The sequence below is a fragment of the Streptosporangium amethystogenes subsp. fukuiense genome, assembly GCF_042665875.1.
Lineage (GTDB): Bacteria > Actinomycetota > Actinomycetes > Streptosporangiales > Streptosporangiaceae > Streptosporangium > Streptosporangium fukuiense.
In genome coordinates, this window is record NZ_JBHTEE010000001.1 from 9,791,922 (window position 1) to 9,806,518 (window position 14,597).

Genomic DNA, 14,597 nt, shown 5'->3' on the forward strand with positions numbered 1-14,597 from the left:
CGCGAACACCGTGCGGGAGAGCCGGCGAGGTCAGTTCTCCGGGTAGCGCGCGGGCAGGACCTGCTCGGCGACCTCGTAGATCCTGTCGATCTCGGCGTCAGTGAGTGAGCGCTCCCGCTTGGTGATCCATTTACGGACACGACTGCCGTCGAATACGTCCACCTCGCGGACGTTGAGGACCTTCCAGGGGATGGCCGGGCCGTAGATCGCCAGAGACGGCACGATCGTGACCTCACGGCCGAGCTCCGCGCCGATCAGTTCGGCGGCCTGGGACGCCTCCCAGCGTGCCTCGTCGAGACGTGGCTTCTGGTTGAACGGGCCGTGGAACAGCTTGCGGTGCGACTGGACGCGGACGGGCAGGCGCTTGTCCCACTTCTCGGAGTCGACCGCGTAGACGCCGGTGGGACCCACGACCAGGTGGTCGATCTGGGCCTCGCTGCCGGGGATCGCACGGGCGTGCAGGGTGCGGTAGCCCCCGCGCTCCAGCCGTTTCAACTGCATCTCCGTCCGCCGTTCCGCGACCGAGGAGCGCCGCCAGGCGGGCACCGACGAGTTGGAACGGGCGTGAAGCACGGTGTCGACGATCGCGGCCACCACGGCGGCGGTGAAGCCCAGCTGCCAGCTGGCCAGCAGGATGGCTGCGAGCACGCCCACGCCGACCGCGACGAGAACGCGTCGGCGCAGGTGGCGGTACTTGGGGTGATCGAGCAGGCTGCGCAGCGCCGCGCGCTCGACGGGTGCGTACGTAGACGCTGGTGCGGCGGGTCGAGACGTCGGCCGGTCCTCGGCCTGTCGGTCACTGACCCAAATCGGTGACGTAGTGTTACCGTCTTCTGGTACCTGACCGGAATCCACGTAACTCACGGTAGCTGACATCCTCGGGGGGTGCCTAGTATTGCGTATCTCATACTTTTGTGACCGCCGTCACCCGCTTGGCGCTGCTATGAACCGGGTATCTATGGGCTTCCACTCTGGATAACCGCGCGTTCTGCGCCTACTGTGCGGGGCGTGGCTCACATTCACGATCTTAACGCTCTGCAGCAGGCGGCAGCCGTGCGGCGCAGGGAGGTCTCGCCCGTCGAGATCACCGAGCACTACCTCGACCGGATCGCCCGCCTGGACCCCCAGATCGGCGCGTACGTAACCGTGACCCCCGAACTCGCCCTGGAACAGGCGCACAAGGTCGAGGCGAGGGTGCTCGCCGGAGACGATCCCTCGCCCCTGGCCGGGGTGCCGATCCCGATCAAGGACCTCAACCTCGTCAAGGGCGTGCCGATCCACTTCGGCTCGGCCACCTATGAGGACTTCGTCGCGCCGGTGGACGACAGCGTGGTCGAGCGGCTCAGGGACGCTGGGACGATCATGCTCGGCAAGACCGCGACGCCCGAGTTCGGGCTGCCGTGCTACACCGAGACCTCCGTCTCGGCGCCCAGCCGCACCCCGTGGGATCTCTCCCGGTCGGCCGGCGGGTCCAGCGGCGGCGCGGCGGCGGCGGTCGCCGCGGGCCTGGCCCCCGCCGCGCAGGGCAGCGACGGCGCCGGGTCGATCCGCATCCCCGCCTCGGTCTGCGGGCTGTTCGGTATCAAGCCCTCCCGGGGCAGGATCAGCTTCGCACCGATAGTTCCCGACCTGGCCGGCCTGTCGACCAACGGCCCGATCACCAGAACCGTCGCCGACGCCGCCGCGCTGCTCGACGTGATGGTCCACCACAACCCCGGCGATCTCTATCACGCGCCGCCGCCGGAACTCGGCTCCTTCCACGCGTACGTGGGCCGCGACCCCGGTCGCCTGCGGATCGCCCGCTACGCCGAGCCGCTGGTCCCCGGCGTCGTCGTGGACCCCGAGGTGCTCGCCGCCTACGAGCACGCCTCGGCGGAGCTGGCGGCGCTCGGACACGAGGTGGTCGACATCGCCCCGCCGTTCGGGCCGGACACGGTGCCGCAGTTCGTGACGCTCTGGTACGCGTTCTCGTGCATGCACCCGGTCGATCTGACCAGGCAGGACAGGCTCCGGCCGCTGACCGCCTGGCTGCGCGAGCGCGGCTTCGCCACCCCGGCCCCCGACTTCCTGCAGGCCCAGTCGGCGCTGCAGCTCGCCACCCGGTTCGGCCTGCTGGCGACCGACTCCTACGACGCGGTGCTCACCCCGACCGTGACGCAACCGCCCAGGCCCGTGGGCTGGTTCGAGGACGTCGAGGGCCCCGAGGAGACCTTCGAGCGGATGAAGCGGTTCGCCGCCTTCCCCGCCATCTACAACATCAGCGGCCAGCCCGCGGTCAACCTGCCGCTGCACTGGAGCGCGGACGGCCTCCCGATCGGCGTGATGCTGGCCGGCAGGTTCGGCGACGAGGGCACCCTGATCTCCGTGTCGTCGCAGATCGAGGCTGCTCGCGGGGGTTTCTGGGGTGAGCGCAGGCCCACCACCTGGTAGTCCTCGACGGGCCGCCGACCTGGGGTTACTTTTGAGAGATGGACAGCGCGATCGAGGTCCTGGGCTTTCTCATCGGGGTCTCCGGTGGCCTGTTCCTGCTCATCGTCCTGCTTGTGACGATGCCCGGCAGGATGCGCGACAGGGCCGCGAGGAGCACGTCGGCGGGTGCGGTCTGGCTGGGGGGACCGTTCGGCAGCGAGCGCGGGGTCAGCGATGCCGTTCTGGTGCTGACGGAGCGGCGTCCGAGCCCGTCTCCGGCGCCTGAGGCAGACTGGGTCTCGCTCGCGGAGACCGCCGAGCCGGGACGGCACACCGGTGGAGCGTCGGCGGCCTGGTGAGGCCCGGCGAGGGCCGACGGAGGCGAGGTACCGAGATGCTGACCCTGACCTCGACGGAGGGGGACGACGTCCGCGGGGCCCTGCGCACCGCGGAGCGGCTCACCGGGCTGCGCTTCGCCGCCTATCTCGGGCCGGCGATCGGCCCGCGCCGTCACTTCTCGGAGCGGCTGCACGCCGCGCTGGGAGAGGAGGCCGACAGGGCGGTGCTCGTCTTCGTGGACCATGGCGGGAGGGCACTGGAGATCGTCACGGGTCCGCGGGCCAGGGCGTGGCTGCCCGACGCCGAATGCCGCGCGGCCGCGATGTCGATGGCCGCGATCCTCGGCCTGGGCGACCTGGTGGGCGGGGTGGTCACCGGAGTCCTGCTGCTGGCCGACCGGGCATCGCGGCGCGGCTGATCCGTTCGCGCTGAGCGAAGATGATTTTCCCGGATAATCGGCTTGTGCTGAGGATCAGGTGGAACGCGCTGCTGGGTCGCTCTTCCAGGGGGTTCCCGGCGGCGCGGGAGCCCGACATGATCATCGGCTACGTGCAGGAGGCATTCGCCGAGGTCCGGGCGAGGGTCCGCGAGGAGGACGAGACGGCGGTCATCCTGCTGGTCACGACGGGCGCGGCAGCCGGTGCCGTCGTCGTCGGGCTGTTGAACGGGTACTGGAGGCCCGGCGAGTTGTCCAGCAAGATCGAATGGCTCTGGTGGGCCGGCATGTTCTTCTGGCTGATGGGGATCCTCATGCTCGTCGGAGCCCTCTACCGCCGTACCGCGGGGCTGGCGGGCAGGACGCTGGAGAGACGCCGGTTCTATCCCGGAGGGTTCGGCGGCGAGGTACGGCCGGGATCGAGGCCTGGCGACAGGGTCGACCTGCTCGTCCTGGAGATCAGAAGGCTTAGCGCCGTCGGAGACGCCAAGCGGCGCTACATCCGCCGGGGCGTCTGGCTGATGCTGCTCTCCGTCATCTGCTGCGCGCTGTCGGCGTGCGTCAGCCGGCTGCTCTGATCGGCCCCGCCGGCAGCGTCGGCTCAGGGCCGTATCAGGGCCGGCTCAGGACTGGAGAAGCCGCACCAGATGGCGGCTGATGTCCGTCAGCAGCGTCGAGGGCGTCACCGGGGCGCCCGCGACGGCGGAGAACAGGGCCGGCAGCCCCGGCAGGGGGAAGCCGTCGTCACCGGACGCCTCGGCGCCCACCTCGTTCTTGGCCAGGATGGTCCGGCTGCGCTCCCAGGCCTCGGTGACCTCCTCGGGAGAGGGCACGCCGAACCCGTGGCCCACCGGAGCGGCGTGGCGCAGCCGCACCAGCGGGGTCTCGGCGAAGGCCAGCGCCACACCGGCACGCAGGGCGAGGTCGTCGCGGCGGTCCGCGCGCACCCAGTCCATCGCGGTGCAGGGGCTGCGGCAGTCGGCCACGCAGGTGGCCAGCGCCCCGGCGACCTGGCTGTGCTGGCGGTCGAAGTAGGCGCGCCATCCCTCGGCGGGCTCTCCCGCCACGCGCAGTGTCCGGTTGACCGCCGACTGCTCGGCCTTCGTGTGGTCGCACTCGCGGTCGCCGATCACCCCGAACCTGCTGTCCGGCGCGGTCAGGCCCTCCGGCCAGCGCGCGGGATCACCGGCGTTGCCGAGTACCGGCTCGAACGCGAGCAGCGGGAGATACTCGCTGGCGATGTGGATGGCGGCGACCATGGGACTCAGTTCCCGGCGGTGCCACCTGACCGCGATGACCTCCAGCAGCAGCCCGTACGCGGGCCGCAGCGACTCCAGCGCGCCGCGTGGCTGCTCGCGGGGCGTCTGCGGCATCGTGCAGGCCCGAGCACGCCGCCGCAGGTCACTCGGTACGGCCCGCGCCTCGGCGGCGAAGTCCTCCGCGTCGAGCGAGAGCAGTCGCTGGCCGAACTCGCACGCCGCCTCGATGTCACCCGCTTTCTCCACGACACCGGAGGCGAGGGCTCCGACATCACCAAAGGCGTACCTCCTGGCCAGGGAGATGAGCAGATCACGTGCCGATTCCACGGGGGCCCTCTCTTGACTTCGCTTTCCGGGGCCGGAGCCCGGGGTCCGCACCCCCCGGCGAGATCTTGATGACCGGGCGGAGCCGGACATGGGGTGTTCCTTGCGGTTGACACCTATCTCTACCAGTGTTCGCCCCAAGGTGCTCAGGACCGCTTGGCCTCAGCGGCCGGTGACGACGCACCGGACGGACACCCCCCGCCCGTCCTGGCGAGGGGTGTCCGTCCGGCTCCGCGGCGAGGTCAGTCCGTGGACGCGTCCTTGGCCTGGGCGCGCAGGGCGCGGCCGATACCGTCGGCGCCCTCGAGCAGCAGGCGCCGCAGGGCGTGCGGCGGCTGGTCGGCCGAGATGAAGTCCTGGGTCCTGGCGACCGTCTCGGGGGAGATGACCAGAGCCGGGTAGCAGCCGTTGGCGAAGTTCTGAGCGCTGTCGGAGGTCCAGGACTTCCAGATCCTGCCGATCTCCTCGAAGTACTTCGCCGCGTACGGCTCCAGCAGCTCCGGATGGCGCGCGTCCATGAAGCCGACGATCGTCGAGCGGAGCAGCGCGCCGCTCAGCTTGCCCTCGATGATCGCGGTCCAGGCGTTCGCCTTGCCCTGGGCCGTCGGGATCAAGGCGCGGGAGAGCGCGGCGGAACGCTCGCCCGTCGCGGTGGCGTCGCGCAGCAGCTCCTGAGCGATGTCCTCCTCGCCGAACAGGCCGCCGGAGACCAGGGCGCTGGTCAGCGTCCAGCGCAGGTCGGTGTCGACGGTGAGGCCGTCGAGTACGGTCTCACCGTCCAGCAGCCCCTTCAGGAACGCCAGGTCCTCGGCTGAGGTGGCGGTGGACGCCAGCGCGTTCAGGTAGGCGAGCTGGTAGTCGGAGCCGGGCGCGGCACCGGTGACCAGGTCGCGCAGCGCGGCGTTCAGCCGGGCCAGGCCCTGGGCGCGCCAGGCGGGGTCGGCGTACTGCTGGAGGGCCAGGCGGGTCTGGCGGAGCACGGTCTGGGCGACCGTGATGTCGGTGATCGACTGGATCCCGGAGAGGGCCAGGGCGAGGTAGTCGCGGGCGGACATCTCGGCGTCCCGGGTCATGTCCCAGGCGGCCGACCAGCACAGCGCACGGGGCAGGGACTCGGTGAACTTGCCGATGCCGCCGTTCACCACGGTCTGCAGTGACCGCTCGTCGAGCCTGACCTTGGCGTAGGTCAGGTCGTCGTCGTTGATCAGGATCAGGTCCGGCTGTACCTCGCCGACCAGTTCGGCCACCGCGGTGCGCGCGCCGACCACGTCCAGCTCGACTCGCCGCACCCGGACCAGCCTGTCGTCCCGCAGGGAGTACAGGCCGATGGCCACGCGGTGCGAGCGCAGCGTCGGGTAGTCGGCGGGGGCCTCCTGGAGCACGTCGAACTCGATGAAGCGGCCCTCGGGGTCGGTGGTGAACGACGGGCGCAGCGTGTTGACCCAGGAGGTCTCCAGCCACTCCTTGGACCAGGAGGACAGGTCGCGCCCCGAGGTGCGCTCCAGCGCGCCGAGCAGGTCCGCGAGCGTGGTGTTGCCCCAGGCGTGCTCGCGGAAGTAGTCGCGTACCCCGGCCAGGAAGTTGTCCAGCCCCACGTAGGCGACGAGCTGCTTGAGGACCGAGGCGCCCTTGGCGTACGTGATCCCGTCGAAGTTGACCTCGACCGCGTGCATGTCGACGATGTCGGCGGCGATCGGGTGGGTCGAGGGCAGCTGGTCCTGGCGGTAGGCCCAGGACTTCTCGACGTTGGCGAAGGTGGTCCAGGCGCCCTGGCCCCAGCGGGTGGCCTCGGCCTGGCAGAGCACCGAGGCGTAGGTGGCGAACGACTCGTTCAGCCACAGGTCGTCCCACCAGCGCATGGTGACCAGGTCACCGAACCACATGTGCGCCATCTCGTGCAGGATCGTCTCGGCGCGGCGCTCGATCATCGCGTCGGTGACGCGCGAGCGGAAGACGTAGTCCTCCAGGAAGGTCACGCAGCCCGCGTTCTCCATCGCCCCGGCGTTGAACTCGGGGACGAAGAGCTGGTCGTACTTCCCGAACGGGTAGCGGACGCCGAAGATCTCGTGGAAGAAGTCGAAGCCCTGCCTGGTCACCTCGAAGAGGTTCTCCGGGTCGAGGTGCTCGGCGAGCGAGGCCCGGCAGTACAGGCCCAGCGGGATGCCGTCGTGCTCGGAGGTCACCTTGTGGTAGGGCCCGGCGCACAGCGCGGTGATGTAGGTCGACATCACCGGGGTGGGCGGGAAGTGCCAGCGCTTGGCCGCCTGGAGCGCGCCGTGCCTGCCATGGTGTTCCGCCAGTTCCTCGGCCGAGTCGGGCGCCGCGTTGGAGATGACCTCCCAGTGGGACGGCGCGAGCACGGTCAGCTCGAAGGTGGCCTTCAGGTCGGGCTGGTCGAAGCACGCGTACATCCGGTGCGCGTCGGCCGTCTCGAACTGGCTGTACAGATAGACGCTCTTGTCGACCGGGTCGACGAAGCGGTGCAGGCCCTCACCGGTGCGGGTGTAGGAACAGTCGGCGTCCACGCGCAGTTCGTTGGTCCCGGCCAGATCCGGCAGCGGCAGCCGTCCGGTCTCCGGGTCATAGCCGCTCACGTCCAGCTCGACGCCGTTCAGGACCGCCTTGCGCACCTTCGCGCCGGCCAGGTCGACGAACGTCTCGGCACCCGGGCGGGTGCTGGTGAAGCGGACCGTGGTGACGCTCTCGAAGCGCTCCTCACCCTCGGTCAGGTCGAGCTCCACCGTATAGGACTGCACGCTGAGCAGCCGTGCGCGCTCGCGCGCCTCGTCACGGGTCAGATTGCCTGCCACTACCGCTCCCTCTTAACAACTTCCCCCGCTCCGTTGCTAGGGGGTGACTGAATCCTGCCACGTAAGTCCGCGACGCGCGGCGTCGGCACAACCTATGAGCTGATCATTAAATTTGAGAATAAAGTCACATGTAAAGGGATTAATCCACCCATGGAATAGGGAACTCGGGTGTCCGGGTTGTCGCTGTCGACGAAGCCTTACGACCAGGAAGCCGAGAAGATGACTGAGCGAACCCCCGTCGACCTCTGGTTTGACCCTTTCTGCCCGTTCGCGTGGATGACCTCTCGCTGGCTGCTGGAAGTGGAGAAGGTGCGGCCGATCGAGCCGCGCTGGCACATCATGAGCCTCAACGTGCTGAACGAGGACAAGGAGGTCCCCGACAGCTACCGCGAGATGATCGCCAAGGCCATCGGCCCGGTCCGGGTGGTCACCGCCGTGCAGGAGAAGTACGACTCCGAGACGGTGGGCCGCCTCTACACCGAGCTTGGCACCCGCTTTCACAACCAGGGCAGGGTCAAGGAGCTCGACACGCTCCGCGAGACCGTCGAGGAGGCACTGGAGGCCGCCGGGCTCGACCGCACGTTCGCCGACGCGATGGACTCGACGGAGTTCGACGAGGCACTCCGCGCCTCGCACAACGACGGCATCGAGCGGGTCGGCCAGGAGGTCGGCACCCCGGTGATCTCGGTCGAAGGCGTCGCCTTCTTCGGCCCGGTCATCTCGCCCGCGCCCAAGGGCGAGGACGCGGGCAAGCTCTGGGACGGGGTACGGCTGGTCGCGGCCACCGACGGCTTCTTCGAGCTCAAGCGGTCCAGGGACAGGCGTCCGATCTTCGACTGATCCGCCGCCCGGCCCTCTCCTCCCGGCCCGCCGCGCATGGCCGGGCGGGTGGGGAGGCGGGGCGCGTCCGGCGGGACCACTACTGTGCTCCCGCACAACGATGATCTCCGCGTGACCGCCGTACCCGCCGTGCCCTCGCGGAACAAGGGCACGCGCGCAAAGATGAGGGGTATGCGTCACCTTTATCTGGACGGAGCCTGGCGGCCCTCCACGTCGGGCGAGAGCATCGACGTGATCAACCCGGCGACCGAGGAGCTGATCGACAGGGTGCCCGCCGGGACGCCCGCCGACGTCGAGGTCGCCGTGGCCGCCGCCCGCGAGGCCTTCCCCTCCTGGTCGGCGACGGCTCCCGCCGAGCGAGGCCGGATCCTCGCCGCCGCCGCCGGGCTGATCCGAGAACGCTCCGACCAGATGGCCAGGATCATCGCCACGGACATGGGCGCGCCGTACGGCGTGGCGATGAGGGTGCAGACGCTGATGCCGGCCGGGGTGCTGGCCTCCTACGCCCAGCTGGCCGAGACCTACGACTTCGAGGGCGGGCGGGTCGGCAACTCCCGCGTCCTCAGGGAGCCGGTCGGGGTGGTCGCCGCCATCACCCCCTGGAACTACCCCCTCCACCAGGTCGTCTGCAAGGTGGGCGCCGCGCTCGCCGCGGGCTGCACCGTCGTGCTGAAGCCCAGCGAGGTGGCTCCGCTGGCGGCCTTCGCGCTCGCCGGGATCTTCGACGAGGTCGGGTTGCCCGCCGGGGTCTTCAACATGCTCAGCGGTCACGGCCCGGTGGTGGGCGAGGCCCTGGTCACCCACCCGGAGGTGGACATGGTGTCGTTCACCGGTTCCACCGGGGCCGGGCGCCGGGTCGCCTCGCTCGCGGCCGAGACGATCAAGCGGGTGGCCCTGGAGCTCGGCGGCAAGTCCGCCAGCCTGGTCCTGCCGGACGCGGACCTTCCGGCGGCGGCCAAGGCGACGGTGGCCAACGCCTTCCTCAACTCCGGCCAGACCTGCTCCGCCTGGACCCGCATGATCGTCCACCGGGACCAGTACGACGAGGTGGTCCGGCTCGTCGTCGAGGCCGCCCGGAAGTACACGGTCGGCGATCCCTTCGACGAGGCGACCCGGCTCGGCCCGCTCGTGTCGGCGGCCCAGCGTGACCGGGTGATCCGCTACATCAACCGGGGCCAGGAGGAGGGCGCCAGGCTGGTCGCCGGAGGCACCGACCGGCCGCTGGAGCGTGGTTTCTACGTGGAGCCCACGGTGTTCGCCGGGGTGGAGCCGGGGATGGTGATCGAGCAGGAGGAGATCTTCGGCCCGGTCCTCACGATCATCCCCTACACCCGGGGTGAGGACGAGGCCGTCGCCATCGCCAACGGCACCCCGTACGGCCTGGCGGGCGCGGTGTGGGCGGGGGGCGAGCAGCGCGCGGTCGAGGTCGCACGACGGCTGCGCACCGGCCAGGTGGCGATCAACGGCGGCCAGTTCAATCCGCGAGCCCCCTTCGGCGGCTACAAGCAGTCGGGCCTCGGCCGCGAGCTGGGCGAGTTCGGCCTTGAGGAGTATCTGGAGATCAAGGCGATCCAGCTCTGAGGGCGCCGGCGCGGGCTGTCCGCGCCCGGCCGGCCCGCCGGATCAGGGCGCCTGGAGCAGGACCTTCCTGGCCGCGTCCTTGGCCAGCCGGTCCACGTAGAGCATGCCGTCGAGATGGTCGGTCTCGTGCTGGAAGCAGCGTGCCAGCAGGCCGCGGGCCCTGAGCTGGATCGGCCGCCCCAGCCGGTCCAGGCCGCTTACCGTCACGCCGGCGGCCCGGGGCGTCCTGGCGTAGAGCGGGGTGCCGGTCTCGCGGCTGGGAACGGACAGGCAGCCCTCCTCGTCGAGGATCTCGGAGTCGTCGTCCACGGTCAGCTCAGGGTTGATCACGTGCCCCTTGCGGTTGCTGCAGTCGTAGACGAAGATCCTTTTCGACACGCCGATCTGCGGGCCCGCCAGGCCGACGCCCTGTGCGGCGTACATCACGTCGAACATCTCGTCGATCATGCGCCGCAGGTCGCGGTCGAACTCGGTGATCGGCTCGGCGGGCGTGCGCAGGACGGGGTCACCGACCACTCGGATGTCACGCATGTGGAGTTCTCTCTTGTAAGGGTTGGGTGAGCATAGGGGCCATTACTCTAGCCGGGGCCGGGTGAAGCCGCCCGCGCACACCTGCGAAACTGGGTGGGTGCGCGTCTACATCGGTGCCGACCATGCCGGCTATGAGTTCAAAAACCACATCGTCTCCTGGCTGAAGGAGCACGGCCACGATGTCGTGGACTGCGGTCCCTTCGTCTACGACGCGGAGGACGACTACCCGCCGTTCGTGCTGCGCGCGGCCCAGGGCGTCGTGGACGACCAGGGCAGCCTGGGGGTCGTCATCGGCGGTTCGGGCAACGGCGAGCAGATCGCGGCCAACAAGGTGCGCGGCATCCGCGCCGCGCTGGCCTGGAGCGAGGAGACCGCCAGGCTCGCCCGCGAGCACAACAACGCCAACGTCGTCAGCATCGGCGCGCGGATGCACCCGGAGGAGGAGGCGACCCGGTTCGTCGAGGTATTCCTCAACACCTCGTACTCCGGGGCCGAGCGCCACAACCGCCGGATCGCTCAGATCACCTCGTACGAGACCATCGGTCAGCTTCCGCCGCTGCCGTAGTCCTCACCGCCTGCGCGTGGGCTCCTTGCGGGGCGTCTCGTCGCGCAGCGGGCGGCGGTCCGCGCTCTCCTGCTGCTCCTGTGTCGGGCGCGAGACGTCTCGCGCCCGCATCGCGGTGATCGCGTTGATCTGCAAGCTCTGCAGTGCCATGCCGCAACCATAACCCGCCCGGCCCCTCAGGGCAGGCCGTGTCCGGGCCCGGCCTTGATCAGGCCGGGCGGTCGTGGCCCTGGTCAGAAGATCGTCCCGCCCCAGGGGGCGGCATCCCACGACATCGCGGTGGACAGCTCCCGCAGGGCCCCCGCGCGCGACTCGCGTACCACCCCCGCCGCCAGCAGGGCCGCCAGCGGGCGCCCGCCCAGGTAGGCCGCGCCCAGTACGGAGACCGGCATTGCCAGGTCGGCCGGATCGTCGCAGGGCACGCAGCGGGCGGCGGAGGTGTCGGCGGTCAGCCGCCAGCGGCGCGCGTTCCACGGGCAGACGTCGTCCTCGACGTCGATCACCACGTCCACGGGCGCGGAGTAGCGGCGGGCCGGAAGGGCCCGCTCGACGTCCACGACGCGGATCCACAGCTCGTCCAGCCAGCGCGCGTGGAGCATGCGGGGTTCGGCCAGCAGGTGGATCAGCGGGTCGTCCGAGGGTCGGTTCTGGGCGGTGACGTGCGAGACCAGATCACGGTCCAGCAGGTGCCGCCAGAGCAGCGCGTAGGCGGCGGGATCGAGACCGAACAGCTCCTTGAGCCGCAGCTCACCGTCGAAGACGTCGTCCTCGGTCCAGCTCGGCCTGATCCTGAAGAGCGCGTAGCCCCGCGCGCCGTGATCGTCCTCGACGACCACGGCGCGCAGCGGTCCGGCGCCGCCCTGGTCGGCCTCGTGGTCGCTCAGCACCGAGTCCCAGCGCCCGGACGTGCGGGCGTACAGTCCCGGACGCTCGTCGAGCGCCGAATCGTGGATCTTCTCGAAGGTGGCCCTGGCCTCCGCGGGCCTGACGATACGCAGCCGCAGGCCCGGATCGACGGGGGCGTGCCGGGTGAAGGCCGCCTTCGCCGTGGGGATCCGGAAGACCAGGCTGTCCGCGGCCCTGCCGTAGCCGTAGCGCCCGTAGATCGCGGCCTCGGAGGCGTAGAGCGCGGCGACCGCCTCACCCCGCTCGTGCAGGTCGGAGAGCTGGCGGGTCATCAGCGAGGAGAGGACGCCCCGGCGACGATGGGAGGGCAGCACGCCGACCGCGGTGACGCCGCCGACCGGGATCGGGCCGCCGGGTACGGTCATGGTGAAACTGCACACCGCCGTGCAGCCGACGAGCAGATCGCCGTCGAACACGCCGAGCGAGCGGTCGAACTCGGTGACGCCCAGGTACAGCTCCGCTCGGTGCGGGAGGATGGGAGCGCCGAACGCCTCCTCCTCCACGGTCATCCAACCGGACCACTCGGCTTCGGCGATCGGACGCAGGCTAAGAGTCATTTTTCACACGGTAGATGGGACAAACAGTTCCGGCCAGCTAATATCCACGCTTAGTGATCAAGGCATTGGTCAAGTCGGCTGCCCAAAAGGGGGATAGCCAGATACAGTCAGGCGCATCATGAGTTCCCGTCCGGTGCCGCTGCTTCCCCCGGCGCTCCGCGCGTTCCTGGTCCGCATCCCGCTTCTCGTCCCCATCGTGCGTCTGCTGCGCCGGGGCCCTCTGGCGCGCGACCGTAACCTGCTCATCACGCTGATCCTGCTGACCCTGGCGATCGGTGTGCTGGCCGCGAGGGTCTCCATGGAGTGGTTCTCCCCGGCGCTCATGATCCCGATCACCCTGGTGGCCGGGCTTCAGCTCCGGCTGAACAGCCTCGTCAAGCTGTTGTGCGCGGTCGCGGCCTCGCTGATCTACGTGGCCGCGGTGCGAGGGGTGGACTACATCGGCCCCGGCCTGCTGGTCACCTTCGGCTTCACCGCCGTGCTGGCCGCGCTGATGGCCCGTACCCGGGGCAAGCTCGGCGTGCAGGGCCTGCGCGGCGACGCGATGCTGCTGGAGCTGCGCGACCGTCTCAAGAGCCAGAGCGACCTGCCCCCGCTGTCCAAGGAGTGGGGCTCCAAGGTGGTGCTCAAGCAGGCCGGAGGATCCTCCTTCGGCGGTGACTTCCTGGTCTCCATCCGCGAGGGCGACACGATGGAGCTCGCCCTGGTCGACGTGTCCGGCAAGGGCGTCGACGCGGGCACCCGGGCACTGCTGCTGTCGGGCACCTTCGGCGGGCTGCTCGGCTCGGTCGACGACTTCCTGCCCGCCTGCAACACCTACCTGCACCGCCAGCGTGAGGCCGAGGGCTTCGTCACCGCGGTCCACCTGCGGCTCAACCTCGCGACGGGCGAGTACGTGATCACCTCGGCCGGTCACCCGCCGGTGGTCAAGTACGAGTCGGGCGCGGGGACGTGGCGGGTCTCCACGGCCAAGGGCGTCGTCCTCGGCGTCGTGCCCGACCTGCACTGCGAGGCGGACCAGGGGATGCTCCGCAAGGGGGACGCGCTCATGCTCTACACCGACGGCCTGATCGAGCAGCCGGGGCGCGACATCGACGCGGGCCTCGACCGCCTGCTGGGAGAGGCCGAGCGCCTGGTGCCCTCCGGGTTCCGCGACGGCGCCCGTAACCTGGTCACCTCCATGTCGGCGGGGCACAACGACGACTGCGCCCTCATCCTCATCTGGCGCCCCTGAGGCGTGAAGGGCGTCAGAGCCACCCGGAGTCGTCGGCGATGCGCACGGCGTCGAGACGGTTGCGGGCCTGGGTCTTGCACATGATCCGTGACAGGTGGTTGCGGACCGTTCCCACGGAGAGGAACAGCTGGTCGGCGATCTCGCCGGACCTGGCGCCCCGCGCGACCAGTCGGAGCACGTCGAGCTCCCGGCGGGTCAGGGGGTTGTCCGCCGACCTCAGGGCCGCCACCGCGAGTTCGGAGTCGACCGCGCGGCGGCCGGCCGCGACCTGGCGGACGCCGTCGGCCAGCTGCCCGGGGTCGACCTCCAGGCTCATGAAACCGAGCGCGTGGACGGCGAAGGCGCGGCGGACCTGACCCGGGTTCGGGGCGCGGGAGAGCAGCAGGACACTGCAGCGGGGAGCCTCCTCGTGCAGCCGGAGGGCGGTGGTGAAACCGTCGGCCCCGGGCAGGTCGAGGTCGATGACCGCGGTCTCGGGCGCGTGCCGCAGAACGGCGGGCACGACGTCCTCGCCGTCGGCCACGTCGGCCACCACCCGCATGTCGCTCTCGCCCTCCAGCGAGGCCACCAGCCCGCGCCGTATCAGGGGTAGGTGTTCGGCAACCAAAATTCCGATCAAAACGCTCCGATCTCTCACCCTCGACCTCATCAAAGAGTGATCGGACGATCGCTGAATGTCAACAAAATGTGGCTGATCGGCAAAGTGTCCGCAGGTGACCCGACGAGGAACGGGGCCGTGAAGGCCGGATACTTCGGCTAATCTCTTATGGGGCATTGTCGGTGAAACCGCGATGGGAGTATGAACC

General features: G+C 70.1%; 15 protein-coding genes. 8 read left to right on the plus strand and 7 right to left on the minus strand.

Annotated features, from left to right (window positions below):
• Positions 1-30 precede the first annotated feature (30 nt).
• Positions 31-654 (minus strand): nuclease-related domain-containing protein, encoded by a 624-nt coding sequence (locus ACFQVD_RS43475; protein ID WP_343983410.1) that lies wholly within the window; start codon positions 652-654, stop codon positions 31-33.
• 354 nt (positions 655-1,008) lie between these two features.
• On the opposite strand from ACFQVD_RS43475, the gene ACFQVD_RS43480 reads away from it, so the two are divergent.
• The 4 genes from ACFQVD_RS43480 to ACFQVD_RS43495 are packed head-to-tail and all read left to right on the plus strand — an operon-like array spanning position 1,009 to position 3,762.
• Entirely contained in the window at positions 1,009-2,430 is a 1,422-nt protein-coding gene (locus ACFQVD_RS43480; protein WP_343983407.1) for an amidase, read from the plus strand.
• Positions 2,431-2,468: 38 nt separating this feature from the next.
• Positions 2,469-2,768: a hypothetical protein gene (locus tag ACFQVD_RS43485; RefSeq protein WP_343983404.1), complete on the plus strand. Its 300-nt coding sequence runs from the start codon at positions 2,469-2,471 to the stop codon at positions 2,766-2,768.
• 35 nt (positions 2,769-2,803) lie between these two features.
• Positions 2,804-3,166 (plus strand): DUF5130 family protein, encoded by a 363-nt coding sequence (locus ACFQVD_RS43490; RefSeq protein ID WP_343983401.1) that lies wholly within the window; start codon positions 2,804-2,806, stop codon positions 3,164-3,166.
• Positions 3,167-3,210: 44 nt separating this feature from the next.
• Positions 3,211-3,762: a hypothetical protein gene (locus tag ACFQVD_RS43495; protein WP_343983398.1), complete on the plus strand. Its 552-nt coding sequence runs from the start codon at positions 3,211-3,213 to the stop codon at positions 3,760-3,762.
• Between the two features lie 45 nt (positions 3,763-3,807).
• On the opposite strand, the gene ACFQVD_RS43500 is transcribed toward ACFQVD_RS43495, so the two are convergent.
• Both ACFQVD_RS43500 and pepN read right to left on the minus strand, forming a co-directional pair.
• The gene (locus ACFQVD_RS43500; protein ID WP_343983395.1) at positions 3,808-4,770 is read right to left on the minus strand and encodes a hypothetical protein; all 963 of its coding nucleotides are present in this window, start codon (positions 4,768-4,770) and stop codon (positions 3,808-3,810) included.
• A gap of 239 nt (positions 4,771-5,009) precedes the next feature.
• Positions 5,010-7,577 carry an aminopeptidase N gene (gene pepN / locus ACFQVD_RS43505; protein WP_343983392.1) on the minus strand — a complete coding sequence of 856 codons (2,568 nt, stop codon included), beginning with the start codon at positions 7,575-7,577 and terminating at the stop codon, positions 5,010-5,012.
• Between the two features lie 219 nt (positions 7,578-7,796).
• On the opposite strand from pepN, the gene ACFQVD_RS43510 reads away from it, so the two are divergent.
• Both ACFQVD_RS43510 and ACFQVD_RS43515 read left to right on the plus strand, forming a co-directional pair.
• Complete coding sequence (locus ACFQVD_RS43510; protein ID WP_343983389.1) at positions 7,797-8,417, plus strand: mycothiol-dependent nitroreductase Rv2466c family protein; 621 nt, start codon at positions 7,797-7,799, stop codon at positions 8,415-8,417.
• Between the two features lie 171 nt (positions 8,418-8,588).
• Positions 8,589-9,998: an aldehyde dehydrogenase family protein gene (locus tag ACFQVD_RS43515; protein ID WP_343983386.1), complete on the plus strand. Its 1,410-nt coding sequence runs from the start codon at positions 8,589-8,591 to the stop codon at positions 9,996-9,998.
• Positions 9,999-10,040: 42 nt separating this feature from the next.
• Here the strand turns inward: ACFQVD_RS43515 and def are convergent, their stop codons facing one another.
• Entirely contained in the window at positions 10,041-10,529 is a 489-nt protein-coding gene (gene def, locus ACFQVD_RS43520) for a peptide deformylase (RefSeq protein ID WP_343983383.1), read from the minus strand.
• A 97-nt stretch (positions 10,530-10,626) separates the two neighbouring features.
• Here def and ACFQVD_RS43525 point away from each other — a divergent pair, with 97 nt between their 5' ends.
• A complete protein-coding gene (locus ACFQVD_RS43525) occupies positions 10,627-11,094 on the plus strand; it encodes a ribose-5-phosphate isomerase (RefSeq protein WP_343983380.1) in 468 nt (155 codons plus the stop codon).
• Between the two features lie 3 nt (positions 11,095-11,097).
• Here the strand turns inward: ACFQVD_RS43525 and ACFQVD_RS43530 are convergent, their stop codons facing one another.
• Together ACFQVD_RS43530 and ACFQVD_RS43535 are read right to left on the minus strand one after the other, a co-directional pair.
• Positions 11,098-11,244: a hypothetical protein gene (locus tag ACFQVD_RS43530; RefSeq protein WP_343983377.1), complete on the minus strand. Its 147-nt coding sequence runs from the start codon at positions 11,242-11,244 to the stop codon at positions 11,098-11,100.
• A gap of 83 nt (positions 11,245-11,327) precedes the next feature.
• Positions 11,328-12,557: a GNAT family N-acetyltransferase gene (locus ACFQVD_RS43535; protein ID WP_343983375.1), complete on the minus strand. Its 1,230-nt coding sequence runs from the start codon at positions 12,555-12,557 to the stop codon at positions 11,328-11,330.
• Positions 12,558-12,675: 118 nt separating this feature from the next.
• Here ACFQVD_RS43535 and ACFQVD_RS43540 point away from each other — a divergent pair, with 118 nt between their 5' ends.
• Positions 12,676-13,791: a PP2C family protein-serine/threonine phosphatase gene (locus ACFQVD_RS43540; protein WP_343983372.1), complete on the plus strand. Its 1,116-nt coding sequence runs from the start codon at positions 12,676-12,678 to the stop codon at positions 13,789-13,791.
• 13 nt (positions 13,792-13,804) lie between these two features.
• Here the strand turns inward: ACFQVD_RS43540 and ACFQVD_RS43545 are convergent, their stop codons facing one another.
• Positions 13,805-14,398 carry a response regulator transcription factor gene (locus tag ACFQVD_RS43545; RefSeq protein ID WP_343983369.1) on the minus strand — a complete coding sequence of 198 codons (594 nt, stop codon included), beginning with the start codon at positions 14,396-14,398 and terminating at the stop codon, positions 13,805-13,807.
• Between the last annotated feature and the right edge of the window lie 199 nt (positions 14,399-14,597).

Excerpts from the sequence above, each read along its gene's own strand:
- ACFQVD_RS43485 (WP_343983404.1), top strand. The coding sequence starts at position 2,469 with ATGGACAGCGCGATCGAGGTCCTGGGCTTTCTCATCGGGGTCTCCGGT.
- ACFQVD_RS43490 (WP_343983401.1), top strand. The coding sequence starts at position 2,804 with ATGCTGACCCTGACCTCGACGGAGGGGGACGACGTCCGCGGGGCCCTG.
- ACFQVD_RS43510 (WP_343983389.1), top strand. The coding sequence starts at position 7,797 with ATGACTGAGCGAACCCCCGTCGACCTCTGGTTTGACCCTTTCTGCCCG.
- ACFQVD_RS43515 (WP_343983386.1), top strand. The coding sequence starts at position 8,589 with ATGCGTCACCTTTATCTGGACGGAGCCTGGCGGCCCTCCACGTCGGGC.
- def (WP_343983383.1), bottom strand. The coding sequence starts at position 10,529 with ATGCGTGACATCCGAGTGGTCGGTGACCCCGTCCTGCGCACGCCCGCC.
- ACFQVD_RS43530 (WP_343983377.1), bottom strand. The coding sequence starts at position 11,244 with ATGGCACTGCAGAGCTTGCAGATCAACGCGATCACCGCGATGCGGGCG.
- ACFQVD_RS43535 (WP_343983375.1), bottom strand. The coding sequence starts at position 12,557 with ATGACTCTTAGCCTGCGTCCGATCGCCGAAGCCGAGTGGTCCGGTTGG.
- ACFQVD_RS43540 (WP_343983372.1), top strand. The coding sequence starts at position 12,676 with ATGAGTTCCCGTCCGGTGCCGCTGCTTCCCCCGGCGCTCCGCGCGTTC.